This window comes from Citrobacter sp. Cb004, assembly GCF_030337065.1.
Lineage (GTDB): Bacteria > Pseudomonadota > Gammaproteobacteria > Enterobacterales > Enterobacteriaceae > Citrobacter > Citrobacter braakii.
The window spans coordinates 1-23,525 of sequence record NZ_JAOWCH010000059.1 but is presented as its reverse complement, the minus strand read 5'-3'; the positions used below and the strand labels follow the sequence as shown (position 1 = coordinate 23,525).

Here is a 23,525-nt window from a genome sequence, read left to right as displayed (position 1 = left end):
ATTTTGCCCCTCGGATAATACCCTTCCGCGTGTTAAGGCTAATATCTTATTCAGACGGAGATAAATAATGCAGTTAATAATGTTTGACAGGCAGTCAATATTTATTCATGGAATGAATGTAATTTTGCAAGAGCGTATTCCAGGAGTGAATGTTCAGGGTGTCAGTCAGGCAGATGATCTTTGGCGGACGCTGGAAGACAATCCTGATGCACTGGTAATGCTGGATGGAGATTTTGACGCTGAGTTCTGCCGTAGCTTGCTGCAACAGATAGCAGAGCGCTTTGCGAAGGTAAAAGTGCTGGTAACCGCAACGGACTGCCGTAAAAAATGGCTACAGGAAGTCACGCAATTAAACGTGCTGGCCATTGTTCCGCGCGATTCTGATGCGGAAACCTTCACGCTGGCACTCAATAGCGTCGCGATAGGTATGATGTTTATCCCCAGAGATTGCATCACAGCGACCGAATGTGGCGGGCAAAATATCAGATTGCTCAGCGCGCGTCAGCGGGAGATTCTGACGATGCTGGCCGCCGGAGAATCTAATAAACAAATTGGTCGATTATTAAATATCAGCACTGGAACGGTAAAAGCCCATCTTGAATCGCTGTATCAGCGCCTGGAGGTAAAAAACCGTACGCAGGCGGCAATGATGCTAAACGACACCCTATAATGGGAAAATATTTCACAGTCAGACTGTTTCTGGCTGTGAAATAGCCCCCGGCCAGAATTCAGCAGTGCAAAACCGGCTAATCCCCACGCTGAGCATCCATGCAATTAACGCTTCCTGTTGAAACCGATCTTGTATTTGCGGCATTTCCTTATGGATGAATGCCTCGCAGATATTTATATCCGCGAGCAGCAATGTTTCGGCCTGCATCAGCATAATTGGGGCATCAAAGGATTCATCTGCGGTGATTTCGTGCCCGTAGCCAATGACCCAGATCCCCTTTCTGTCCTGATACTTTTCCAGCGACAGGCCCTGCCATTGCTTAATAAATGCGATACAGGCGGGCGTGAAATGCGTCGAATGCAGCGGCATAATAATCTCTGTACAAAGAGACCTATTTTAGGAAACACACCCCGTTACGCCAGCCGCCATCCAGCCATTTTTTACAGCAAAACGCCTGATGGCGCGGGCGGCTGATATTCCTGTTTTAACAGGCCGAAAATCCAGTCATCATGCCAGGTTTGATGTAGCCAGTAGCTTTCTCGCAGCGTGCCTTCGAGAATGAACCCGACCTTTTCCAGTAGACGCCGTGAGGCATCGTTTCCTGCGGTGACGCAGGCCGTCAGTCGGCGTAGTCCTCCGGCGGTAAACGCATACTCGCAAACGGCATGCAGGGATTCAGCGCCATAACCTTTGCCCTGCGCCTCGGGAGTGAGCAGAAAGCCGACCTCGGCACATTCATTTTTATCCTGAATATATCCGGTTACCCCAAGCGGTACGCCCGATGCCTTATCGCACAGGACCAGGCACAGCCAGTGTGGACTGCCGGGAGACCATTCAGGCAAGCGGGAGTCAAAGACTGTCCGTATCTCCTCTTCGGTACGCGAGTCAGCGACAAAGCGCATCACATCTGCGTTCTTCTGTAACGTTAAGAAAAACGCCCAGTCGTCATGTGTGAGCGGGCGGCAGATCAAACGCGAGGTTTTCAGTACAGGCACAGGCTTATCTCCAGAATAATTTTCAATGATTGTGTGGAAGTCACTGTAAAACATATTTATTTGCTATATGAATGTGTTTTAGTCTGTGGCGGCACAGCGCTGCATTTAAAAAAGATAACTACACACCATTGTGAGGCCGCACTTTTTGGGTCCTTTTAGGGAAGATAATGACCAATAGCGCGTTACAGGCGACATGTACACCCTTCGAACATTGTTTGGGGATAATCCGGCAGGCCTCGGTAGAAATTTTGCTGATGCTTGGCGTGCGCGTCGCAGAGGGTAAAGATCCACGCTGGTTTCTCGAGCAGCTTGACCAGGCGCGATTGAATCTGGGAGGTTGGGGCGTTGTCGCCAGGCGGTTGCAGATGAATGACGCGCAATTGAGTCAGTTCACGTTGCGGCTACGCCATCTTCAGCAGAGCGTGCCGCAATATGAAAATGGCCAGGACGTCAGTGAAAACCAGCTGATTTCTGCGCTGCGCTTTGTCGCTTCTCTGGAACAGTTGCGCCAGCAACAGCCCCTCCTGAAGTATCCAACCGAAATTGAACGTGCAGAGCCGGATGCGCAGATGCGGGCGCAGCGTCAGCTTCGCGCAATAGAATTAACCCTCAAATCCCTGATTGCGCGGGTATGGCCGGATCAACATCCGCTCAACAGCTTCCTGAAACAGCACTTTGGCGGTGAACGTCTGCGTCGCTGGTTAAAGCTGGGGGAAAGTCGGGATGCGCTGGACGGCATGATGTTTAGCGAACTGGCGCTGATGGTTGTCGATAAGAAGTTATTCGTTCGGCATTTTAGCGAGATTTTTAACGATACCTCGGTGCTCATGTCGTTTGTTGAGCCACGTATCACGCTGAGGATGTTCCTGGATGACTGCCGCGTGGCCCGTAACTGCGTTATCGCGCAGCAACCGCTAACCTCAGTACAACTGCTGTTGCTGGATTGCCAGTACCGACAGATTACTCACCCTGTGCAGCGGGCATTTGAAGAACGGCGTACGCGCATTAATCCTGCGTCGTATCTGGCGTCCGATGAGGCGACGGTTCGCCAGTTTTGGGAAAACGCAAAGCAAAAAGACGAGCAGGCAGGGGGCGATAAACAGGAAATCGCAGACAGTATCGATCCGCCGGAGAAGCGGGCCAGGCGCACGGCGGAAGAACGTGAACAGCTGATTTCCGGCATGTTGTGGGTAGCGGTCGGCGTGATGGTGCTGGTGATTTCGCTGGGCGCGTTCTGGTTATTCACTTCGCCAGCGCCACCAGCGTCTTCCGGGCAATCCGTTGAAATCGTGCAGGAGGAGCCACGGCGTGATGCCCCTGGTGCGCGGGAGTCGGTGACCCGAATGGGCATCACCTGGGATGCCTTTAACATGCGCGCGGCTATCGAGCGCAACGACACCCGTGTGACGTCACTTTTCCTGCAGGGCGGGATGGACTGGAAGCTGGCGTGGACGGAGCAGGCATTCTCGGCAGGCAATACCGAGGTGTTGAGGCTGCTGCTGCGTTACCCTTCGCAGATGAGTGAGAGTAAGCCATGTCGGCAGTTTATGACCACGGTCAGCCATGCGATGGCGAATGGGGCGTCACTCACATCGCTGCATAAAAGCTATCTGCAAAGTTTTTGTTCGGTGCCGGCGGTTGTCGCGCGTCAGCAGTATGACCTTGAACAGGCCGAGCTACGCGTTCGCGCGCAGCCAAGCCCAGAGAACAAGAAATGGCAAAAAATTCACGCAGAACTGTACGATGCGATTAACTGACGGTCTGATAATTCAGACCGTCAGTTGCTAGGGTTCGCCATACAGACCGATGAGTCGGCGCACCACGCCATTGGTCCAGCCAAAGCCGTCCTGCAACGGATATTCCCCGCCGCCGCCTTCGCGCGGCGCGGCGTCGGCGATGTGGTATTTTTCGATAAGCTTGTGGTGTTCCTGATAAAAGAGATTCACCGTTTTTAACCAGTTACGGGCGATTTCATCCCCAAGATGGTCGTCGCCGTAAAGTTTGAAACCCTGGATCGCCATCCACTGCAGCGGCGCCCAGCCGTTGGGTTTATCCCATTGCTCACCCGTTTCATGCTCCGTGGCTAAAATCCCTCCGGGGGTTAGCAGGCGACTGCGTACCGCATTAGCAAGTCGGTCGGCTTGTTCATGCGTTGCCATGCCGACATACAGCGGCACAATACTGGCGGCAGAGAACAGGGCCATTTGTTCGCGCCGCCAGTCGTAATCGCGATAGCAGCCGTTTTCATCGTCCCAGAGATAGCGATTCACCGCATCGCGGCGGTCATTGGCTTTCTGGCGAAACTGCGCTTCAGTGTCTTTGTCGCCTTTCAGTGCGGAAATATTGGCGATAGTGCTTTCCAGCTTGTAGAGGAACGCGTTCAGGTCAATAGGGATGAACTGAGTGGTGCGTATGCTGGCAAGACGGCCTGCATCGCGTAGCCAGCGCGAGGAGTAATCCCAGCCGGAGGCCGCGCCCGCGCGCAAATCCCGATACACTTCATTGGGTGGGCGACCCGAATGCTTGGCGGTCTCGACGTCTTCAAGCCACGACTCATCGCGTGGCGTATCACGATCGTCCCAATAGCGGTTGAGCAGGGAGCCGTCCGACATTCTGATCACGTGACGGTAGGCCTGGTTGAGTACCAGGGAATCTGCGCCATCCATCCAGAACGCGTACTCCATTTTTAGATGATCAAGGTAACGACGCGCGCCGCGTACGCCATCCTCTTCAAACAGTTCGACCATCAGCGCAAAGACCGGCGGCTGCGAGCGACTCAGGTAGTAAGTACGGTTACCGTTCGGGATGTGACCATAGTTTTCAATCATCCAGGCAAAGTTATCCGCCATACATTTCAGCAGATCTTCGCGACCGCTCTCCGCCAGACCCAGCATGGTGAAGTAGGAATCCCAGTAGTAGGTTTCACTAAAACGTCCGCCGGGCACAATATATGACTGCGGTAACGCCAGCAGCGAGGACCAGGGAATGTGATCCTGTGGTTCGCGCGTCAGCACTGGCCACAGTTGATCGATATGCTCTTTCAGCGAATTTGCCGGGTCAGAAACATATTCACTGGAGGGCGTTTCCGGGAGCCAGAAGTGGTTCTCGACGAAGCGTCGCAGATCAAAGTCGCGGTGGCGTTTAACCTTGCGATAGCGGATCAAAATATCCAGCGGATCCATTTTCGGTGCACAGTCGGGGAAGGTTTTGCTATCGGCAAACAGTTTCGACGACTGAACGTGTTCGAACAGCTCGAGGTAACGATCGGCGGGAGTTAACGCATCTGAGGCGGGTAACCCTTCAATCATCTCCGGTTCAGGCTCCGCCTCAATCATTTCATCCAGCTTTAACTCGCACGGATCCATTTCATAAAGCAGATCGATGTCGATCGTCATTTCTTCAGAAGGGGCGTGGGGTAGTTTCTGGTTGAGCATAATGCGAAAGACCTCCGATGGACGTTGAAAGATTAAGGCTATTGCCCGCTCGTCAATTAAGCGTAGACATTCGCTTCGGTATCTGGTGAGTAAAGCGTGCGGTCGATCACATTTTAGTGCTGCGCAATATCCAAAAAATAAATCTATCCCAATGAAAATAATGCAGAATTCCGAATTCTGCACAACCTGAGGATATTCCATTTTCAGAACATTCGATTGCAACGAGGTGTGAACACAACCTGGTAACGTTTAACTCTATAATAGGCACAGGCTATTCTATCGATAGTTCTCCTCCATGTAATTGCTTGATACTTATCAAAATAGTAATCCCCTCATTTCCTATGATGGTCAGGTCTGACAAAGACTGTCTATTAATTATTCTAATTTTCTGGGTCACAATAACTCACAACGGTGAGGGTAAAATAATGAAAATCATTACCCGTCTTACCGTGATTGCCATGGCTGGCGTCGCGGTTTGTTATTTTGGATTATCCGGTTATGTGTGGTATCACGATAATCAACGGAGTAAACAGGCTGATGTTCAGGCCTCTACGCTGGAAGAAAATAATAAAGTACTAGGGTTCTTACGTGAAAAAGGATGCGATTATTGTCACACTCCTTCGGCTGAATTACCTTTCTATTCTTCTTTTCCCGTCGCTAAGCAGTTGATGAATTACGATATTCAACTGGGATACAAATCATTCAATCTGGAGGCCGTTCGTGCGGCGCTGGTCGCGGATAAACCCGTTTCGCAAAGCGATCTGAATAAAATTGAGTGGGTGATGCAGTACGAGACCATGCCGCCGACGCGTTATACCGCACTGCACTGGGCTGGCAAAGTAAGCGATACGGAGCGAGCAGAGATCCTGGGCTGGATTGCGAAACAGCGTGAGCAGTACTACGCCAGTAACGATACTGCCACGCAGCATCGTAATGAACCTGTACAGCCGATACCGGAAAGCATCCCGACCGATGCCCGCAAAGTAGCGCTTGGTTTTACGCTTTACCATGACCCGCGTATTTCCGGCGACAGCACGATTTCTTGCGCGCACTGTCACGCCCTGAATGCGGGCGGCGTGGATGGCCGGAAAACGTCAATCGGTGTAGGCGGCGCGGTTGGCCCTATCAATGCGCCAACGGTATTTAACTCGGTCTTTAACGTTGAGCAATTCTGGGATGGCCGTGCGCCAACACTGCAGGCGCAGGCCGGTGGCCCACCGTTGAACCCTATCGAAATGGCGTCAAAATCCTGGGATGAAATTATCCAGAAACTGGACAAGGATCCGCAACTTAAGCAAGAGTTCATTGCCGTTTATCCGCAGGGATTCAGTGGGGATAATATTACCGATGCGATTGCTGAGTTTGAGAAAACGCTGATTACGCCAAATTCGCCGTTTGATAAATGGCTGCGTGGTGATGAAGCGGCCTTAACCGCTCAGCAAAAACATGGCTATCAGTTGTTTAAAGATAATAAGTGCGCGACCTGTCATGGCGGAATTATTTTAGGCGGACGTTCATTTGAGCCATTGGGTCTGAAAAAGGACTTTAATTTCGGCGAGGTCACTGCTGCAGATATTGGCCGCATGAACGTCACCAATGAATTACGTGACAAGCTGCGTCAGAAAGTCCCTGGATTGCGTAACGTTGCGCTGACTGCGCCTTATTTCCATCGCGGTGATGTGCCTACGCTCGACGGTGCGGTAAAACTGATGCTGCGTTATCAGGTGGGTAAAGAACTACCGCAGGAAGATATCGACGATATCGTGGCATTCCTCGAAAGCCTTAATGGGGTATATACACCGTATATGCAGGGTAAATAATTTCTCTGTGGTCCAGATTCGGACGTAAAAAAACCGACTTCACGTCGGTTTTTTTACGCTTCAGCCCGAGTTGGTGGTTCTGGCCGAAGTGAGAGTTCCATCATCTAACGCTTCAATCGTATTACCTTACCGGTAGTATTGCAAGAATACGCTGGTTGTTTTGATTAAAACAACTGTATACTTATCCAGTTGGCTCTGAAGCATTTTCATTCCGGACGCGCGCTAAACGCTTTCTAAGTCCTGATCGGCTGTACGGGTGGTGCCGTTGGCCGATGCTCTGGCCGGAGTGAGAGTTCCATCATCTAACACTGGGACATGCGCCGTGACAGGCAATGGATGAGTAAGCGGATGCATTCTCACTCCATCTGATGGAGAAAACGGGTGATTGATAAAGCAATCATCGTTCTGGGAGCGTTAATCGCGTTGCTGGAGCTGATCCGCTATCTGCTGCAACTGCTGAACTGATAGCGGAAACGTAACTAAGGGCAAAGAGCTAACCCCTCTTTGCCCTTTAACATTCCTAAAGCGCGATTAACGCATGGTGACAAACTCTTCAGATGCCGTTGGGTGAATGGCAACGGTGTTATCAAAGTCTTTCTTGGTTGCGCCCATTTTCAGAGCGACCGCGAAGCCTTGCAGCATTTCATCCATCCCAAAACCAATGCCATGAATACCGACAATCTTCTCTTCCGGACCGACGCAAACCAGCTTCATGCGGCACGGCTGACGGTGGGTGGTGACAGCGGTATACATCGCGGTAAACGATGATTTATACACTTTCACCTGATCATCGCCGTGCTGTTCGCGAGCCTGCTGCTCGGTCAGGCCCACGGTACCAATAGGCGGATGGCTGAAGACCACGGTCGGGATGTTGCTGTAGTCCAGATGCTCGTCCGGCTTGTTGTTAAACAGACGCTCGGACAGACGGCGGCCCGCGGCAACGGCAACCGGCGTCAGCTCAACGGCCCCGGTGTTATCGCCGACGGCATAAATACCCGGCACGCTGGTGTTCTGGAATTTATCAACGACGATGTAGCCTTTTTCGTTGGTTTTCACGCCAGTAACCGCCAGGTTGAAGTTGTCGGTGGCAGGTTCACGACCGATCGCCCAAATCAGGCAATCTACCGTTTCGCTACGACCATCTTCCAGTTGCAGGGTCAGGCTGCCATCAGCGTTTTTAACGACCGCTTTTGGTATCGCGTGAGTATGCAGAGTCGGGCCTTCGGCGTTCATCACCTCAACCAGCGTGTCGACGATCATTGGGTCGAAGCTGCGCAGCGGCGCGTGTTTACGCACGAACAGATGCGTTTGTGCACCCAGACCGTTAATTACGCCCGCCAGTTCAACGGCGATGTAGCCTGCACCAACAACGGCCACGCGTTTTGGCAGCGCGGGCAGCTCAAAGAAACCGTCGGAGTCGATACCGTATTCCACACCCGGAATGCTTGGATGGCTCGGGCGACCACCGGTAGCAATCAAAATATGATCGGCAGTAATGGTTTCACCGTTCACTTCAATGGTTTTGGCATCCACAAAGCGGGCAAAGCCTTTAATCACATCGACATTATTTTTGCCCAGCACGTTGTCGTACGAGGTATGAATGCGATCAATATAAGCGGTACGCGTGGCGATCAGTTTATCCCAATCGAACTTATTGATGGTGGTGTCGAAACCGTAATCCGGCCCGTACATGTGGATTGCTTCGCGGACCTGTGCGGCATGCCACATCACTTTTTTCGGTACGCAGCCAACGTTAACGCAGGTGCCGCCTAGCTCTTTGGCTTCAATCAGCGCGCATTTCTGGCCGTACATTGCTGCACGGTTAATGGAGGCAATACCGCCGCTGCCGCCGCCAATAGCGATGTAATCATAGTGCTTGGTCATGACCGCTCCTTCATGTTCATTGTAGGGCGGAGAAGCGTTACGCCATCCGCCAAAATATTCGCGATTGTATACCTGAAATTAAAAGGTTCCACCGATGACTGCGATTACTCCGGCACGATCCAGCTTACCGACGTATGACCGGTTCCTGCCGGAACCAGTTTGCTGTGCAACCACGGCAGGACACTGTTCATCTGCTGTTCCAGCTTCCACGGCGGGTTTATTACAATCATGCCGGACGCCGTCATGCCGCGCTGATCGCTGTCCGGGCGCACCGCCAGCTCAATCTGGAGAATTTTGCGGATACCGGTGTCTTCCAGGTCGTGGATCATGCGTTTGATTTGCTGGCGCAGAACTACCGGATACCACAGCGCATAGGTGCCGGTTGCGAAACGCTTATAGCCTTCGTTAATACCGGTCACCACCGCCTGGTAGTCGCTTTTGATTTCGTAGGGGGGATCGATAAGGATCAGCCCGCGACGGGAAACCGGCGGTAATTTTGCTTTTAGCTGCTGATAACCATCGGCTTTGGCCACGCGTGCGCGCTCATCTTTCTGGAATTCGCCGCGCAGCAAAGGAAAGTCGCTCGGGTGCAGTTCCGTTAATTGCAGGCTGTCCTGTTCTCGCAGCAGCTGGCGAGCAATTAACGGAGAGCCGGGGTAGTAGCGCAACTGGCCGCTACGGTTGAAGTGCTTCACCACGCCAATGTAGGGTTCCAGTTCGGCAGGCAAATCGTCCTGCTGCCAGATACGGGCGATCCCTTCCAGATATTCACCGGTACGTTCGGCATGCTCACTGCTCAGCTGATAACGGCCTGCGCCAGCATGGGTATCCAGATAGAGAAACGGTTTTTCTTTCTCTTTAAGCGACTCGATGATCAGGCTCTGGACGGTGTGTTTAAGGACGTCGGCGTGGTTGCCAGCGTGATAACTGTGGCGATAACTCAGCATGGGTAAACGTGTTCCAGGTTATAAACGTAGGCCCGAAAACAGCGCAATATCGGGCGAAAATAAAGCGTATCGCCACAGTATACAGAAAAGTCGTCACTGCCGCGAAAGCGCAACGCCTGGCATTGAAATCCTCTACACTTAACCCCATTGTACAAATTAATATGCACAGCGCCGGATACGCGCTTCATTCACTCTTTTCAACAGGACCGCGCTAATGACCAATCCATTGCTGACCCCCTTCGAACTGCCGCCATTTTCTAAAATTCAGCCTGAGCACGTCGTGCCTGCCGTGACTAAGGCGCTGAACGATTGCCGCGAAAACGTTGAGCGAGTGGTTGCGCAGGGCGCGCCGTACACCTGGGAAAATCTTTGCCAGCCGTTGGCGGAAGTTGACGATGTGCTGGGGCGTATTTTCTCTCCGGTTAGCCACCTGAACTCGGTGAAAAACAGCCCGGAATTGCGCGAAGCCTACGAACAAACGCTGCCGCTGCTGTCTGAATACAGCACCTGGGTTGGGCAACATGAAGGTCTGTACAAAGCGTACCGCGACCTGCGTGACGGTGATCATTACGCCACCCTGAACACCGCACAGAAAAAAGCGGTCGATAACGCGCTGCGCGATTTTGAGCTTTCTGGTATTGGTCTGCCGAAGGAAAAACAGCTGCGCTATGGTGAGATTGCCACCCGCCTGTCTGAGCTGGGCAATCTCTACAGCAATAACGTCCTCGATGCCACGATGGGCTGGACTAAGCTGGTGACTGATGAAGCGGAACTCTCCGGCATGCCGGAAAGCGCGCTGGCGGCTGCAAAAGCCCAGGCTGATGCTAAACAGCAGGAAGGCTACCTGTTAACGCTGGATATCCCAAGCTACCTGCCGGTGATGACCTACTGTGATAACCAGGGGCTGCGTGAGGAGATGTATCGCGCTTACTCCACTCGCGCGTCTGACCAGGGGCCAAACGCTGGTAAATGGGACAACAGCCCGATAATGGAAGAGATCCTCGCGCTGCGCCACGAGCTGGCACAGCTGCTGGGCTTTGAAAGCTACGCTTTTAAATCTCTGTCCACCAAAATGGCGGAAAACCCGCAGCAGGTACTCGACTTCCTGACGGACCTGGCGAAACGTGCCCGTCCTCAGGGCGAGAAAGAGCTGGCTCAACTGCGCGCCTTCGCGAAAGCAGAATTTGGTGTTGATGAGCTGCAGCCGTGGGATATCGCTTACTACAGCGAGAAACAAAAACAGCACCTCTATAGCATCAGCGATGAGCAGCTGCGTCCATACTTCCCGGAAAACAAAGCCGTTAACGGCCTGTTTGAAGTGGTTAAACGTACTTACGGCATTACCGCTAAAGAGCGCACTGATGTTGACGTCTGGCACCCGGAAGTACGTTTCTTCGAACTGTATGACGAAAACAACGAACTGCGCGGCAGTTTCTATCTTGACCTGTATGCCCGTGAACATAAACGTGGCGGGGCGTGGATGGACGACTGCGTCGGCCAGATGCGTAAAGCCGACGGTACGCTGCAAAAGCCTGTTGCCTACCTGACCTGTAACTTTAACCGCCCGGTGAACGGCAAACCCGCGCTGTTTACCCACGATGAAGTGATCACCCTGTTCCACGAGTTTGGCCACGGTCTGCACCATATGCTGACCCGTATCGAAACCGCCGGTGTTTCAGGTATCAATGGCGTGCCGTGGGATGCGGTCGAACTGCCGAGCCAGTTTATGGAGAACTGGTGCTGGGAGCCCGAAGCGCTGGCATTTATCTCTGGTCACTTTGAGACCGGTGAGCCGCTGCCCAAGGAGCTGCTGGATAAAATGCTGGCGGCGAAAAATTACCAGGCGGCGCTGTTTATTCTGCGTCAACTTGAGTTTGGCCTGTTTGATTTCCGTCTGCACGCGGAGTTTAACCCACAGCAAGGGGCGAAAATCCTCGAAACGCTGGCGGAAATTAAAAAGCAGGTCGCCGTGGTGCCGGGCCCAACGTGGGGCCGCTTCCCGCATGCCTTCAGCCACATTTTTGCTGGTGGCTATGCGGCGGGTTACTACAGCTACCTGTGGGCCGACGTGCTGGCGGCGGATGCATTCTCTCGCTTTGAAGATGAAGGGATTTTCAACCGTCAAACCGGACAATCGTTCCTCGATAACATTCTCACCCGTGGTGGTTCTGAAGAGCCGATGGAACTGTTCAAGCGCTTCCGTGGCCGTGAGCCGCAACTGGATGCAATGCTGGAGCATTACGGGATTAAAGGCTGATTATTCACGTGAAAATCTGCTTAGTAGATGAAACAGGCGCCGGAGACGGCGCCTTATCTGTTCTTGCCGTCCGCTGGAATCTTACGCACGATGAAGATAACCTGATGGCGCTGGTGATGACACCGGAACATCTGGAACTGCGTAAACGTGATGAGCCCAAACTCGGCGGTATCTTCGTGGATTTCGTTGGCGGTGCGATGGCCCATCGGCGCAAATTTGGCGGTGGTCGCGGCGAAGCGGTGGCGAAGGCGGTTGGCATTAAAGGCGATTACCTGCCGGATGTGGTTGATGCGACTGCAGGGCTGGGGCGCGATGCGTTTGTGCTGGCCTCAGTAGGCTGCCGCGTGCGAATGCTGGAACGTAACCCGGTCGTGGCGGCGCTGTTGGATGATGGCCTGGCGCGAGGGTATGCTGACCCGGAAATCGGTCCGTGGCTGCAGGAACGTTTACAACTGATCCACGCCTCAAGCCTGACGGCGTTAACCGATATCACCCCGCGTCCGCAGGTGGTGTACCTCGACCCGATGTTCCCGCATAAGCAGAAAAGTGCGCTGGTGAAAAAAGAGATGCGCGTGTTTCAGTCGTTGGTGGGGCCGGACCTGGATGCGGATGGGCTGCTGGAGCCTGCGCGTCAGTTAGCCACTAAACGTGTGGTAGTGAAGCGCCCGGATTACGCACCGCCGCTGGCGGATGTCGCCACGCCGAACGCGGTAGTTACGAAAGGGCATCGGTTTGATATTTACGCGGGGACTCCTGAATAGCCTTTCCACTTAACTCGATCATGGGTGGTGGTCATCATAATGCTCCCAAATCTTCGGATGTTGGCGCTTATTTAAAAATAAGCGCCAATGATATTAGCTTATTCACCTAAACCATTTTCGATTTCGGCGCTAAGTTTTTGTAATGCAATTTGGGCATCTTCACCCAGGAATACGATATTGACTTCATGGCCTTTTTTTATACCCAGGGACATGAGAGCCATTAGACTCTTTGCATTTACGTATTTATCACTTCTTGCAAGATTTGCGATCTTAACTTCACATTTAAAGGGTTTTAATGTCGCAACCAGGTTTGCTCCTGGACGAGCATGTAGACCATGCTCATTTTTTATGATGAAACGAGCATTGCAATTGGCATCAGGCATCATAATTAACACTGTGTCGTTGGAATTAAATTTTCAGCATCCAGCGCTAAATATTGCTGTGCAACATTAAGCGTCACAGGGTGATTTTTAGGTAAGCCAATGATTTCGGCAGCGGTAGTCAGCAATCCCATTCGTTGCATTTTCTGTTGCAGTTTGACAGAGGCTTGATCGTCTTCGGCATAATAAGCAAGGCCGCAAGCGATCGCTTTTGTGAGGGGGGTGTAATCGAGGTCGTGTTTAAGACAAAGTTGCACTACACCCATTAAGCGATCCTGATAAGCCAATTTCCGAATAGGATCATAGGCGACACGATGAATCGAATCCGGGAGTTCGTTTTTAGCTTTAGGTAAGTACTCCAGATCTTTTAATGCTTCACGCGTGATTTGTGGGTATTCGGTCATTACCGCAGTAATTGTGACATCGTGTACCGCATTGGCCAAATCTGAAACCTGAGGATCGGCTGAGGCATCAGGAATGGTTTTGTAACCTTTCAGATGTCCATACCAGGCGGTAGTAGCGTGAGGGCCATTAATGGTAAATACTTTGATGTCTTTGAGCATTTCCAGATGTTCGCGTGGCTCTAGCCATTCCACACCACTGATGTCGTTATAAAGAGGAGTTTGAATGATCAAAGAGGCAACGGCGGTGCTGTCTATCTGGGTTGCGTAGTGCGTTTTGGCATCGGTGGAGCGTCTGACAATTGAGTCGCGGATCGCTACGTGGGTGTCGAACCATTGACGCGCTTCAGCAGATGGGATTGCGTCACGGTACCAGCCTTCAATATCTTTAATAATATGATTTTTATTTGTCAGGCAAATTAATGACATTTTTTTGTTTGGGTCAATATGATATTGATGCTCAAAACATTTGCCAAGATACTGAGCGGATTCTGCAAAATCCTCTGGATAAAGTGGACACATAATGACAGAAGACTCAAGAAAGTCATTCATGACAGAATAGTTGTCATCGGTCAAAAAAGCATTAAAGTTGGTGATTTCGTGTAAAATGATGTCATCAGTACGAAAAACCTGAACGGTATATTTGTTTTCACGGTTCAGTTCATCAATAACTCGTTGGTCTTTATCCAGAAAGGTTATATCCCAGCCAGCATTGTCAAACGTTTCGCCCACAAAGCCTTTACCAAGGCGGCCAGCGCCTATAATTAATACGCGTTTCATTATAACTCCTCATATTATTAGATATCCTTGCTCGTGAATATATGATTTATATCCTTGAGTGAGGACACCACGAAATTAGATCTGGTCTCAAGTTTTTCTTCGGTTACAAGAATGGCAACTTCATTTGAGACTTCAGCCATTTTTTGTTTGGTATAACACTCATCCAGATCGGGAATAGTTACACCGACTTCACTGTCAACATGCGCAACACCCATAAAGTATATATCCGGGCGAATAGCATTTAATTCACGAATAGTTTCAGCACCAATTAAAACCAAAGAGTTTTTATAAAGCCTGCCCCCTAATCCTATAACCTCTACATTCTTGTAATCACTTAATAAATGCAGAATAGGGATGTTGTTAGAAACAACAGTGCATTTTAAATCTTTGGGTATTAGCTTTATGAGTTCGTAGTTAGTTGTTCCTCCGTCAATTAAAATGACGCTATTTTCTTTAATTAAATGTACGGCTTTCTTTGCCAGCTTTACTTTCTCACTGGTGTTCAGATCCTGCCGGATATTAAACTCAGTGATGGCAGGCCCGACGCGTATTGCGCCACTATGAACACGATGAATTACTCCTTGATTCGCAAGCTCATTTAAGTCGCGTCTTATGGTGTCCTCAGAAACCTTAAGACGCTCACTTAATTTACTGACAACAATCTTTTTCTCTTTCTCAAGTATTTGAAGAATAATATCTTGTCTTGCCGCTTTCATCGTAATGACTCATTTTATTCAGAGAATAATGAGTATATCTTAGATGTTTAGCACTTGTAAAATATATTCTATGGAATTAGCGGTTCGTAATGCCTGAACATTCTTTTCTTCAATGCAAATTAAGGCGATTTTATTTAACAAGTCCATATGTTCGCCTTCTTTACCCGCGATACCTATGGTTATATAGGCAGTATTTCCATCACCAAAGTCTATACCGTCAGGAAACTGTACTAAAGAAATGCCTGACTTAATGATTTCGCAATCTGAACCATCGGTACCATGTGGTATTGCTAAACCATTGCCTAAATAAGTTGAAACAATCTCCTCTCTGAGTTTCATTCTCTGAACGTATTTATCTGTCACATAGCCATTCATTCTCAGAATATTTCCAGTAAGTGTTATAGCTTCAAATTTATCGTTGGCATGTGCATTAAGAATAATGTTCTCGGGGATAAAGATGTCACTCATGCTGACACCTCTTCATGGTTTTCATGATTATGCGATTTTATAAACGCAACTGTTTCGTCATAATCACTCAACTTAATAAAGTTATTAACGGTCATAAACACAGTATCGGTGTTTTCACAGCTTAATTTTGCGCGCTCAAGGAGCCCAGATAAAGTAATTACCATATCGTAGTCTCTACCCACTCGGTTTGCTGAATCGTTAATAACCTTAATATAGCCGAGCCCTTCTTCTTGTAGTCGTTTACGTAGAACAGAAGCGCCCATTGCGCTAGAACCCATCCCGGAATCACATGCGACTAATATACGTTGCACCTTTTTTACGCTGGTATTGGATAAGCCCGGGACAAAATCAGCCACAGATTTAACCTGACGCCCGCCGACAGTCACTGGGCTTTCATCATCATCTTCTGAACCGGGGCTGATTTTAAGTATTAACCAGCCCAGCGCGCATGACACGATAAACCCTGCGCTGATGGACACCAGATTGGCAACGATGGCGCTTTTCGGCGTCATCATGGCGATAGCGATTAAACTGCCTGGAGATGCAACGCCGATCAACCCGCCTTCCATGATGACTTGTAAGAATAAGGAGACGGCAAGTCCTCCCATTGTGGCGAATACCAGTAATGGATTTGCCAGCACAAATGGAAAATAGACTTCACCGATCCCCGCTATACCTGCAATAAACATCGCCATCGGTGCTGTTTTCTTCGCGCGCCCACGTCCAAACAGGGCTATCGCCATTAATGTTCCGAGCAGTGGGCCATTATTGGTATCCACCAGGAACATAATTGATTTACCCAGTTCGGGAACCTGGGCGAAACCAATTGGTGCGAGAATGCCGTGGTTAACCACATTATTCAGGAACAGAACCTGAGCGGGCGCCATAAACACGGACAGTAAAGGGAGTAAATTATTGCTGGTACACCAGTTTACCCCTGACGTGATAATGACAATCAGCAGGCGGATAACCGGCCCAACGGTCATATAGGCGAAAATAGCGCATATCAGGCCAATAATTCCGAGACTGAAATTATTGACGAACATTTCAAATCCCGGCTTAATTTTGTCCTGCACTTTTTGGTCAAATTTCTTCAACAGCCAGGAAGAGAGTGGCCCCATGACCATCGCCCCACTGATCATCGTGATTTCGGACCCGACAATAACGCCCATTGTCGCGAATGCAGCAATGACCCCTCCACGTTGACCGTGGATGTTATATCCTGCGGTATAGCCAATCAGTAATGGAAAAAGGTAATTCAGGATTGGGCCAACCATTTCACCTAATTTTTCATTAGGGAACCAGCCATTAGGGATAAAGATGGCGGCCATTAACCCCCATCCCACAAACGCTCCCAGATTCGGCATAACCATGCCGCTCATAACTCCACCAAACTTTCTAATTTTTGCTAACGCAGGGCTATTGGCAATTCGACTGTTCCCCATGGTCGGCTCCATTCTTATATTGATGAGTGATTAATGATGCGATTTACCGCCGGTAATATTGATTACGGACCCGGTGATATAAGAAGAATGATCGGAAACCAGGAAAGAGATCAGGTCGGCAATCTCTTCAAGTTTCCCCGGACGACCAAGAGGAATAATGCCTTTATAGTCTTTATGAACATGATTTGGATCGGTTCCTCGTGTGTAAGCCAGCGCCCGGAAATTGGCTTCGCTGTTCATTGGCGTTGGTACATTGATGGCTGGCTCAACGCTAACAACGCGCACATTGTGGGGGCCCAACTCTTTCGCCCATGAAAATGTGAAGGCGTTAACGGCGGCTTTCGTTGCGGAATAGCAGCTCTGCCCGCGTGAACCCTGAACACCAGCTTCAGAAGTCATATTGATAATGACGCCTGATTCTTGTTCGACCATCTGGCGCCCAATGGACTGCGATACCAGAAAAACAGCTTTCTGGTTAACATTGACCATAAAGTCGAAATCATCTTCGCTCAGTTCATATTCTGGTTTTTCTTTAAATACATCGACTAACAGGCGTGGACGGCTGACACCAGCATTGTTGACTAAACCGTCTATATGACCAAACCTCTTTACCACTGAGGCCGTGAGCTGCTCAACTTCTGTTTTTTTGGTCACATCGCATTTGATAAAGATGATGTCGTCGAACTGGCTGAAGTTTTTATTGGGTGATAAATCGGCATAAACCACGGTTGCACCGTTGGCGTAGAGATTCTCAACCATTTTTTCACCCAGGCCCATACTGCCACCCGTCACGACCACGACTTTACCGGAAAGATCCAACCACTTTGTTGCTTGATCCATTTACGTTCTCCCATTTTTCACGATTGACTGACAGCAGCTGCCTGGGTATTTGACATTCGATGCCCGCAGCATATTGTTTACATGTTGATGCGGTTTTTTGCGTGTTTATAATCTATGCGCAGAAAAACGCATTGCCTACGAAGATCGTTGATTTTTGCGATACTAATCACAGGATACATTTTAAATTCTTTTAATTCAGTTGGTTGCTTTGGTTTCTGGTGTTTTGCGTAAAGGATCGCATTTCTGGCGTGTACGATTGTTAATCGATTCATTAATGCGTTTATTTGCACGTTTGCTTTTTTAATGCGTCTTTATGCGTGATTAAAATTGAGGGGAATAATTGATAAAGAACCATGTATATAACTGATGGGGCATTGCTGGGGAGGTTGTATGGCACTGGCGACTTCCTGACAGAGTGATTGTCCGTCAGGAAGACTATGTTTACTGGAGGTTAGACAAACGGTGCGTATGGGTCAGCCATCTCAAATGCGACGGCTCTTTCCGCTTTCGGCGGATAAATCAGTTCACTGACAATCGATACTTTCAGTTTCTTCGCTTCTGCGCGAGTGAGTTTGACCTGCTGATCCCATCCTTCGGTATACACCGCGCCCCACGCGCCGAGATCCAGACAGGTGACGTACATCTCCTGACGGTACGGTGAAGGTTCTACACCCAGCAGGCTTGCAGCGGCGTTATTACCGGCAAATTTACCCAACAAAATAGCGTGCTGGCAGGTCATTAACGCATGGTTGCCTTTGTCATCGGTGGCGGCGTAGGCCACATCGCCAGTGGCGTAGATATTATCATGACCCACGACCTGCAGATTGGCATTCACATGCAGGCGGCCCTGTCGATCGCGCGGGGCGTTAATCTGTGCTGTCAGGCTATTGGCCTGCACGCCGACGGTCCAGATAACTGTTTGAGAGGCAATAACCTGCCCATCTTTCAGCGTTACGCCGCCGGCGTCCACGCTTTCTATTTCTGCATTTACCAACCATTCGATGCCCAGTTCAGTGGAGGCTTCGATTATTACGTCGCGTAATTCCTGGCTCCAGCGCCCGGCAGGCTGAGCACCGCGTTCAACTACGACCACTCTGGTCTTAGCATCGGCACCCAGAATCTCACGCAGACGACCAGGTAATTCCAGCGCCATCTCAATCCCAGTAAAGCCGCCGCCACAGACCACCACCGTATTGCGAGTCTCACTTTCCGGCTGTAATGCCAGGTCTGTAATGTGCTGCTCCAGTGCGGTGGCGCTCTCGAGCTGGTCGAGGTCAAACGCATGCTCGGCTGCACCGACAACGGCGTCGCGATTAACGTGACTCCCGCTGGCGAGTACCAGGCGGTCGTAGCGGCGCAGATGAATTTCTCCGTTGGCATCTTTCCAGCTCACCTCTTTAGAGTCCGGGATGATCTGCTCGACGTGACCTTGCAGGAAATTGACGCCGGTAACGTCAAACAAGGGTTGCAGCGGGGCGACCAGGGTTTGTACGGCGCGTTCATAAAAGCGTGGGCGGACACGCAGCTCTGGCTGTGGTGCAATTACTGTAATATCAATGGCCTGCTGATGTTTATCCGCCAGTCGTGCGGCGCTTAATGCTGCCCACATACCGGCAAAGCCGGCGCCCACGATCAGAATTCGTTTACGCATTGGGGGGTTCTCTCTGGTGACTACGAATAATTTACTCGGATTTTATTTGTCGTAGTTAAGAATTGCAATGCGATCAGGATCCTTTTTGTCCTGATGTCGTAGGGTGTTTGATTATATATTTGATAAATATATGATTAAAGTTTTTATATAAATATGGGTTGTGCTGCTGTCTGGAATGAATGAGACGAAAAAGCTACAATTAACTCAGATTCATTTTGGCTGAGATAAGAGAATGGCATTTTACAGTTCCGGGGTTGAGTACGGCATTCATAGCCTGATGTGTATGGTCGACAGCAAGGGCGACGCGCGGGATATGAGTGTGCGGGAAATTGCCGAGCTGCAAAGCGTGCCGTACGACTACCTGGCGAAAATTTTCACCCGTTTATCGAAAGCGGGCCTGGTGCGCAGTATTGAGGGAAAGGGCGGCGGTTTCCAGTTGGCTAAACCTGCTGAACACATTACGGTGCTGGACGTGGTGAATGCCATTGATGGCGATAAGCGCATCTTTGAGTGTCGTGAGATTCGCCAGCGGCTGGCGGTATTTGAGGAGCATCCGCCGGAGTGGGCCTGTGAAGGCATTTGTGGTGTGCGCTCGGTAATGGATATGGCTCAGCAGCGAATGGAAGAAGCGCTCGGTCAGCATACGATTCTGGATTTGGCGCGCAAAATGTACCGCAAAGCGCCGGACACTTTTGTGGTCGAAGTTCAGGAGTGGATTAACGCGCGCAAAGGGTAGCGATTGAAAATGCCCGGTGCTCATCCTCGGTGAGAAGCGCTTTCCGCTGGCGTGATAAGACCGAAGTCTTAATCAACGCAATATCGTTCATGGTCATGTCCATTCATGATGACCTGTTTGTATAAACTACGCTCTTACAATGCAGGACTTAAAAGGCAAAAAAAACCGCGATGTGACTCGCGGTTAATGTTAAAAAAAGCTTATTTACTGCTATCTGGCGTATTAATCATTCGGTTCAGCCAGGGCACCATAATCGCCATCACCACCGTGACAGCCAGGGTGACCAGGCCTATCTTACTGAAGACGTTGGTGTAAATAGGCAGCGTTTGCAGCGGGTCGGTGATGTTCTCCGGTACGGCAGTAAACGTGGCGACATACCCGCCCATCAGGAAGGCGGCGGCTTGCGTCAGGAACCACATCCCGAGAATAAAGCCCATCAGGTGCTGCGGCACGAGAGCGGCGACCATCGCCAGTCCCAGGGCACTAATCAGCAGTTCACCCAGGCTCTGGAACAGATATACCAGCACGATAAACCACGGCGACGTCAGCCCCTGCGCATCCGCAAACCACATCCCGGCAGCTGCGGCCGTCAGGAAGCCCAACGAGCACAGGAACATACCGAGCGTAAATTTCATCGGCATAGTCAGGTCTTTGCCTTTGTTTCCCAGACGGGTATAGATCGCGGCCAATACCGGACTTGCCAGCACCACCCAGAACGGGTTCAGCGCCTGGAAGCTCACTGGGTTAATGGCGAAACCGAGAATTTCATGGTGCACGTTATTGATAGCAAAGAAGTTCAGCGATGTCGGCATCTGCGCGTACAGCACGTAGAACACAACCGCTTCCAGCATCAGGATGAAGGCCACGAACATCTTGTTGCGCCCGGTTTTATCCAGTTTGAATGCCTGACGGAAGAAGATGATAGTCACGGCAATCGACAAGACGATCAGCACCAGGTTGGCAATCTGCACGTTGTGCATCAGCCAGGCGCAGACAAATACCATCACTACCGTACCGGCCAGCACGTACAGCAGATTACGGAAATTCAGCGGCTTATGGTCTGGCTCAGAACCGATATTTTTTACCATCCCACGGCAGGCAAAGTAGACCAGCAGCGCGACGATAAGCCCGGCTCCGCACAGGTTGTAGGTCACCGCGTAGCCAAACTTATCGGCAATCACCGGCGCCAGCGACAGCGACAGCAACGAACCGATGTTAATCGACATATAAAACAGGGTGAAAGCACCGTCCAGACGGGCGTCTTTTGGTGGATAGCATTTTGACAACAGGCTTGCCGGGTTGGCTTTAAACAGCCCGTTACCGACGGCAATGGTACCCAAAGCAATAAAGATCAGATCGGGCTTGAGCAGCGACATCCCGGTCATGAAGTAGCCGATTGCCAGCACAATGGCACCGAGAACCAGCGTGCGCTTGGTGCCTAACAGGTGGTCGCCGACGTAGCCGCCGATCGAGATCAGGCCGTAGACCAGCGCAGCAAAGGCACCAAAGGTGACAAATGCCTGTTCCTGTGAAAATCCTAGCTGCTTAACAAAGAATACCGCCAGGATGCCCTGAACGCCGTAATAGCCAAATCGTTCCCATAATTCTACAAAGAAGATCATGAAGAACGGACGAGGTTGCTGCAGCAAGCCCGTAGGTGCAGTTTTATTCATATTCCATCGCCTTTCAAAGCCATCCCGAAAAGTATGAACGCGTATGCTTAAACGCGCCGAAAAAGTCTTATTTTGTTATAGACTGCGGCTATTAGCCGCTAGAGTAGAGTATTATAGAGATGGTTTTCGATCCAATTAGTTGATCACACTAATTATGATTTGTTTGTTGGATTGATGTACTAATTGTGTCCGAATGATAAAAACAAAAACGCCCGCACAGTGGACTGCACCCCAAAAGTTGGACACCCAACTGACTAAGGTGCAGTTTTTTATGGCAAAGCCAAAATATTCCCTCGAAACCAGATTAGCTGTAGTTAATCATTACCTTGCCGGACTCGATGGCACACATCGTACCGCTGAACGTTTTGGTGTTGAAAGAACATCGGTGCGACGCTGGGTAAGAGCCTGGCAACTTCACGGTATTGATGGTATTACCTGGAAAAATGACCGCCATTCACCGTCGTTCCGTATTGCTGTAGTCCGGACTGTACTCGCTGAAGAACTTTCCATGCGCGAGGCCGCCGCACGGTTTAATATCTCAACCGAAACCGTTGTCCGGCACTGGGTTAATGTTTACCAGGATGCTGGTGAGAAAGGACTTCTGAGGATAAAACAGGGCCGGAGCAAGGACATGAAAAAACCTAAAAAATCATCTCCACTTACCGATGCTGCACTGGAAACGTTATCGCCCGAAGAACTACGGGCTGAACTCCGTTACCTGCGTGCAGAGAATGCCTACCTAAAAAAGCTGAAGGCCTTAGTTCAAAGCGAGAAAAACGGCAAAAAGCCGCAATAATCAGTGAGCTAAGGCTGGAGTATGCGCTCAGTGATCTTCTGCGTGCCGCGGGTATGTCCCGCAGCACGTGGTATCACAATATGAACGCGCTAAAGCGCATGGACAGGCATGCCGGACTGAAAGATAAAATAAGAGAGATTTACCACTATCACAAAGGACGTTATGGCTACCGCAGGATCACGCTCTCGCTGAAAAAACAGGGGCTGCTGGTGAACCATAAAACAGTGCAACGACTGATGGCAGAGCTGTCGCTCCGGTCCCTGATAAGGGTGAAGAAATATCGTTCCTGGAAAGGCGAAACTGGCAGGGCAGCGCCCAATATACTGAACCGGAACTTCGGCGCGTCAAAAGCCAACGAAAAATGGGTGACAGATGTTACTGAGTTCTCGGTACAGGGTAAAAAGCTGTACCTGTCACCGGTTCTTGACCTGTTTAACCGGGAGATTATCTCCTACAGCCTGTCGGAAAGGCCGGTGATGGAGATGGTTAATACGATGCTGCACGATGCGTTCCTGAAGCTCAGCCCGGAAGATAGCACGCTGCTGCACTCGGATCAGGGTTGGCAATATCGAATGGAAGGTTATCAGGCCAGGTTAAAGGCGAAGGGCATGACGCAGAGTATGTCGCGTAAAGGTAACTGTCTGGACAATGCGGTGATGGAGAACTTCTTCGGGACGCTGAAATCGGAATGTTTTTATCTGAGTCAGTTCAGCAGTGTCAGCGAACTAAGGAAAGCGATAGAGAGCTATATCCATTACTACAACAACGAACGAATAAGCCTGAAATTAAAAGGCCTGAGTCCGGTAGAATACCGAACCCAGGCTCTGAAAGCCGCTTAACATGAACTGTCCAACTTTATGGGGTCAGTCCA

General features: G+C 50.3%; 21 protein-coding genes. 8 read left to right on the top strand and 13 right to left on the bottom strand.

The annotated features are described in order from the left end of the window. Positions 1-67 precede the first annotated feature (67 nt). Positions 68-670 (top strand): helix-turn-helix transcriptional regulator, encoded by a 603-nt coding sequence (locus OGV65_RS12490; RefSeq protein WP_016154889.1) that lies wholly within the window; start codon positions 68-70, stop codon positions 668-670. A gap of 18 nt (positions 671-688) precedes the next feature. Here OGV65_RS12490 and OGV65_RS12485 read toward each other — a convergent pair whose 3' ends face one another. Together OGV65_RS12485 and OGV65_RS12480 are read right to left on the bottom strand one after the other, a co-directional pair. Beyond that, the gene (locus tag OGV65_RS12485; protein WP_200052004.1) at positions 689-1,039 is read right to left on the bottom strand and encodes a glycoside hydrolase family protein; all 351 of its coding nucleotides are present in this window, start codon (positions 1,037-1,039) and stop codon (positions 689-691) included. Positions 1,040-1,110: 71 nt separating this feature from the next. Further along, the gene (locus OGV65_RS12480; RefSeq protein ID WP_200052005.1) at positions 1,111-1,665 is read right to left on the bottom strand and encodes a GNAT family N-acetyltransferase; all 555 of its coding nucleotides are present in this window, start codon (positions 1,663-1,665) and stop codon (positions 1,111-1,113) included. A gap of 167 nt (positions 1,666-1,832) precedes the next feature. Between OGV65_RS12480 and OGV65_RS12475 the strand changes: the two genes are divergently transcribed. After that, positions 1,833-3,422 (top strand): STY4199 family HEPN domain-containing protein, encoded by a 1,590-nt coding sequence (locus OGV65_RS12475; protein ID WP_200108458.1) that lies wholly within the window; start codon positions 1,833-1,835, stop codon positions 3,420-3,422. A 27-nt stretch (positions 3,423-3,449) separates the two neighbouring features. Here OGV65_RS12475 and OGV65_RS12470 read toward each other — a convergent pair whose 3' ends face one another. After that, positions 3,450-5,099 (bottom strand): alpha,alpha-trehalase, encoded by a 1,650-nt coding sequence (locus OGV65_RS12470; protein ID WP_029139724.1) that lies wholly within the window; start codon positions 5,097-5,099, stop codon positions 3,450-3,452. Positions 5,100-5,524: 425 nt separating this feature from the next. Here OGV65_RS12470 and OGV65_RS12465 point away from each other — a divergent pair, with 425 nt between their 5' ends. Beyond that, entirely contained in the window at positions 5,525-6,919 is a 1,395-nt protein-coding gene (locus OGV65_RS12465; RefSeq protein ID WP_216404067.1) for a cytochrome-c peroxidase, read from the top strand. Positions 6,920-7,300: 381 nt separating this feature from the next. Next, positions 7,301-7,384: a damage-inducible type I toxin DinQ gene (gene dinQ, locus OGV65_RS12460; protein ID WP_003837776.1), complete on the top strand. Its 84-nt coding sequence runs from the start codon at positions 7,301-7,303 to the stop codon at positions 7,382-7,384. A 66-nt stretch (positions 7,385-7,450) separates the two neighbouring features. On the opposite strand, the gene gorA is transcribed toward dinQ, so the two are convergent. Together gorA and OGV65_RS12450 are read right to left on the bottom strand one after the other, a co-directional pair. Then, positions 7,451-8,803, bottom strand: coding sequence for a glutathione-disulfide reductase (gene gorA / locus OGV65_RS12455; protein ID WP_046274489.1), 1,353 nt, complete (start codon positions 8,801-8,803; stop codon positions 7,451-7,453). Positions 8,804-8,907: 104 nt separating this feature from the next. Further along, positions 8,908-9,750: a 23S rRNA (adenine(2030)-N(6))-methyltransferase RlmJ gene (locus tag OGV65_RS12450; protein WP_016154881.1), complete on the bottom strand. Its 843-nt coding sequence runs from the start codon at positions 9,748-9,750 to the stop codon at positions 8,908-8,910. Positions 9,751-9,964: 214 nt separating this feature from the next. Here OGV65_RS12450 and prlC point away from each other — a divergent pair, with 214 nt between their 5' ends. Beyond that, positions 9,965-12,007: an oligopeptidase A gene (gene prlC, locus OGV65_RS12445; RefSeq protein ID WP_286455009.1), complete on the top strand. Its 2,043-nt coding sequence runs from the start codon at positions 9,965-9,967 to the stop codon at positions 12,005-12,007. Positions 12,008-12,015: 8 nt separating this feature from the next. Then, positions 12,016-12,768 carry a 16S rRNA (guanine(1516)-N(2))-methyltransferase RsmJ gene (gene rsmJ, locus OGV65_RS12440; protein WP_049042429.1) on the top strand — a complete coding sequence of 251 codons (753 nt, stop codon included), beginning with the start codon at positions 12,016-12,018 and terminating at the stop codon, positions 12,766-12,768. Between the two features lie 98 nt (positions 12,769-12,866). Here the strand turns inward: rsmJ and OGV65_RS12435 are convergent, their stop codons facing one another. The 7 genes from OGV65_RS12435 to OGV65_RS12405 all read right to left on the bottom strand — a co-directional run bounded on the left by OGV65_RS12435 (position 12,867) and on the right by OGV65_RS12405 (position 19,449). Then, on the bottom strand, positions 12,867-13,154 hold the full coding sequence (locus OGV65_RS12435; protein ID WP_029139725.1) for an HPr family phosphocarrier protein: 288 nt from the start codon (positions 13,152-13,154) through the stop codon (positions 12,867-12,869). Positions 13,155-13,156: 2 nt separating this feature from the next. Next, a complete protein-coding gene (locus tag OGV65_RS12430; RefSeq protein ID WP_019078100.1) occupies positions 13,157-14,329 on the bottom strand; it encodes a mannitol dehydrogenase family protein in 1,173 nt (390 codons plus the stop codon). Between the two features lie 17 nt (positions 14,330-14,346). Further along, a complete protein-coding gene (locus OGV65_RS12425) occupies positions 14,347-15,045 on the bottom strand; it encodes a DeoR/GlpR family DNA-binding transcription regulator (RefSeq protein ID WP_049283126.1) in 699 nt (232 codons plus the stop codon). A 39-nt stretch (positions 15,046-15,084) separates the two neighbouring features. Further along, a complete protein-coding gene (locus OGV65_RS12420; RefSeq protein WP_047501384.1) occupies positions 15,085-15,513 on the bottom strand; it encodes a PTS mannitol transporter subunit IIA in 429 nt (142 codons plus the stop codon). After that, positions 15,510-16,958 (bottom strand): PTS transporter subunit EIIC, encoded by a 1,449-nt coding sequence (locus OGV65_RS12415; RefSeq protein ID WP_286455007.1) that lies wholly within the window; start codon positions 16,956-16,958, stop codon positions 15,510-15,512. The genes OGV65_RS12420 and OGV65_RS12415 overlap by 4 nt, the downstream gene beginning before the upstream one ends. Before the next feature lie 30 nt (positions 16,959-16,988). After that, on the bottom strand, positions 16,989-17,798 hold the full coding sequence (locus OGV65_RS12410) for a sorbitol-6-phosphate dehydrogenase subunit (protein WP_016157691.1): 810 nt from the start codon (positions 17,796-17,798) through the stop codon (positions 16,989-16,991). Between the two features lie 451 nt (positions 17,799-18,249). Then, positions 18,250-19,449: an NAD(P)/FAD-dependent oxidoreductase gene (locus tag OGV65_RS12405; protein ID WP_286455006.1), complete on the bottom strand. Its 1,200-nt coding sequence runs from the start codon at positions 19,447-19,449 to the stop codon at positions 18,250-18,252. A 232-nt stretch (positions 19,450-19,681) separates the two neighbouring features. Here OGV65_RS12405 and OGV65_RS12400 point away from each other — a divergent pair, with 232 nt between their 5' ends. Beyond that, positions 19,682-20,185 (top strand): RrF2 family transcriptional regulator, encoded by a 504-nt coding sequence (locus OGV65_RS12400; protein ID WP_016154877.1) that lies wholly within the window; start codon positions 19,682-19,684, stop codon positions 20,183-20,185. A 200-nt stretch (positions 20,186-20,385) separates the two neighbouring features. On the opposite strand, the gene dtpB is transcribed toward OGV65_RS12400, so the two are convergent. Further along, positions 20,386-21,858, bottom strand: coding sequence for a dipeptide/tripeptide permease DtpB (dtpB, locus tag OGV65_RS12395; protein WP_016157689.1), 1,473 nt, complete (start codon positions 21,856-21,858; stop codon positions 20,386-20,388). A gap of 271 nt (positions 21,859-22,129) precedes the next feature. On the opposite strand from dtpB, the gene OGV65_RS12390 reads away from it, so the two are divergent. Continuing rightward, a protein-coding gene (locus OGV65_RS12390) for an IS3 family transposase (RefSeq protein WP_155849795.1) occupies positions 22,130-23,493 on the top strand; the annotation gives its coding sequence in 2 pieces (ribosomal slippage) (positions 22,130-22,607 and positions 22,607-23,493; 1,365 coding nt in all). The last annotated feature ends 32 nt before the right edge of the window (positions 23,494-23,525 follow it).

Excerpts from the sequence above, each read along its gene's own strand:
- OGV65_RS12490 (WP_016154889.1), top strand. The coding sequence starts at position 68 with ATGCAGTTAATAATGTTTGACAGGCAGTCAATATTTATTCATGGAATG.
- OGV65_RS12485 (WP_200052004.1), bottom strand. The coding sequence starts at position 1,039 with ATGCCGCTGCATTCGACGCATTTCACGCCCGCCTGTATCGCATTTATT.
- OGV65_RS12475 (WP_200108458.1), top strand. The coding sequence starts at position 1,833 with ATGACCAATAGCGCGTTACAGGCGACATGTACACCCTTCGAACATTGT.
- OGV65_RS12470 (WP_029139724.1), bottom strand. The coding sequence starts at position 5,099 with ATGCTCAACCAGAAACTACCCCACGCCCCTTCTGAAGAAATGACGATC.
- OGV65_RS12465 (WP_216404067.1), top strand. The coding sequence starts at position 5,525 with ATGAAAATCATTACCCGTCTTACCGTGATTGCCATGGCTGGCGTCGCG.
- gorA (WP_046274489.1), bottom strand. The coding sequence starts at position 8,803 with ATGACCAAGCACTATGATTACATCGCTATTGGCGGCGGCAGCGGCGGT.
- OGV65_RS12450 (WP_016154881.1), bottom strand. The coding sequence starts at position 9,750 with ATGCTGAGTTATCGCCACAGTTATCACGCTGGCAACCACGCCGACGTC.
- prlC (WP_286455009.1), top strand. The coding sequence starts at position 9,965 with ATGACCAATCCATTGCTGACCCCCTTCGAACTGCCGCCATTTTCTAAA.
- OGV65_RS12435 (WP_029139725.1), bottom strand. The coding sequence starts at position 13,154 with ATGATGCCTGATGCCAATTGCAATGCTCGTTTCATCATAAAAAATGAG.
- OGV65_RS12430 (WP_019078100.1), bottom strand. The coding sequence starts at position 14,329 with ATGAAACGCGTATTAATTATAGGCGCTGGCCGCCTTGGTAAAGGCTTT.
- OGV65_RS12425 (WP_049283126.1), bottom strand. The coding sequence starts at position 15,045 with ATGAAAGCGGCAAGACAAGATATTATTCTTCAAATACTTGAGAAAGAG.
- OGV65_RS12420 (WP_047501384.1), bottom strand. The coding sequence starts at position 15,513 with ATGAGTGACATCTTTATCCCCGAGAACATTATTCTTAATGCACATGCC.
- OGV65_RS12415 (WP_286455007.1), bottom strand. The coding sequence starts at position 16,958 with ATGGGGAACAGTCGAATTGCCAATAGCCCTGCGTTAGCAAAAATTAGA.
- OGV65_RS12410 (WP_016157691.1), bottom strand. The coding sequence starts at position 17,798 with ATGGATCAAGCAACAAAGTGGTTGGATCTTTCCGGTAAAGTCGTGGTC.
- OGV65_RS12405 (WP_286455006.1), bottom strand. The coding sequence starts at position 19,449 with ATGCGTAAACGAATTCTGATCGTGGGCGCCGGCTTTGCCGGTATGTGG.
- OGV65_RS12400 (WP_016154877.1), top strand. The coding sequence starts at position 19,682 with ATGGCATTTTACAGTTCCGGGGTTGAGTACGGCATTCATAGCCTGATG.
- dtpB (WP_016157689.1), bottom strand. The coding sequence starts at position 21,858 with ATGAATAAAACTGCACCTACGGGCTTGCTGCAGCAACCTCGTCCGTTC.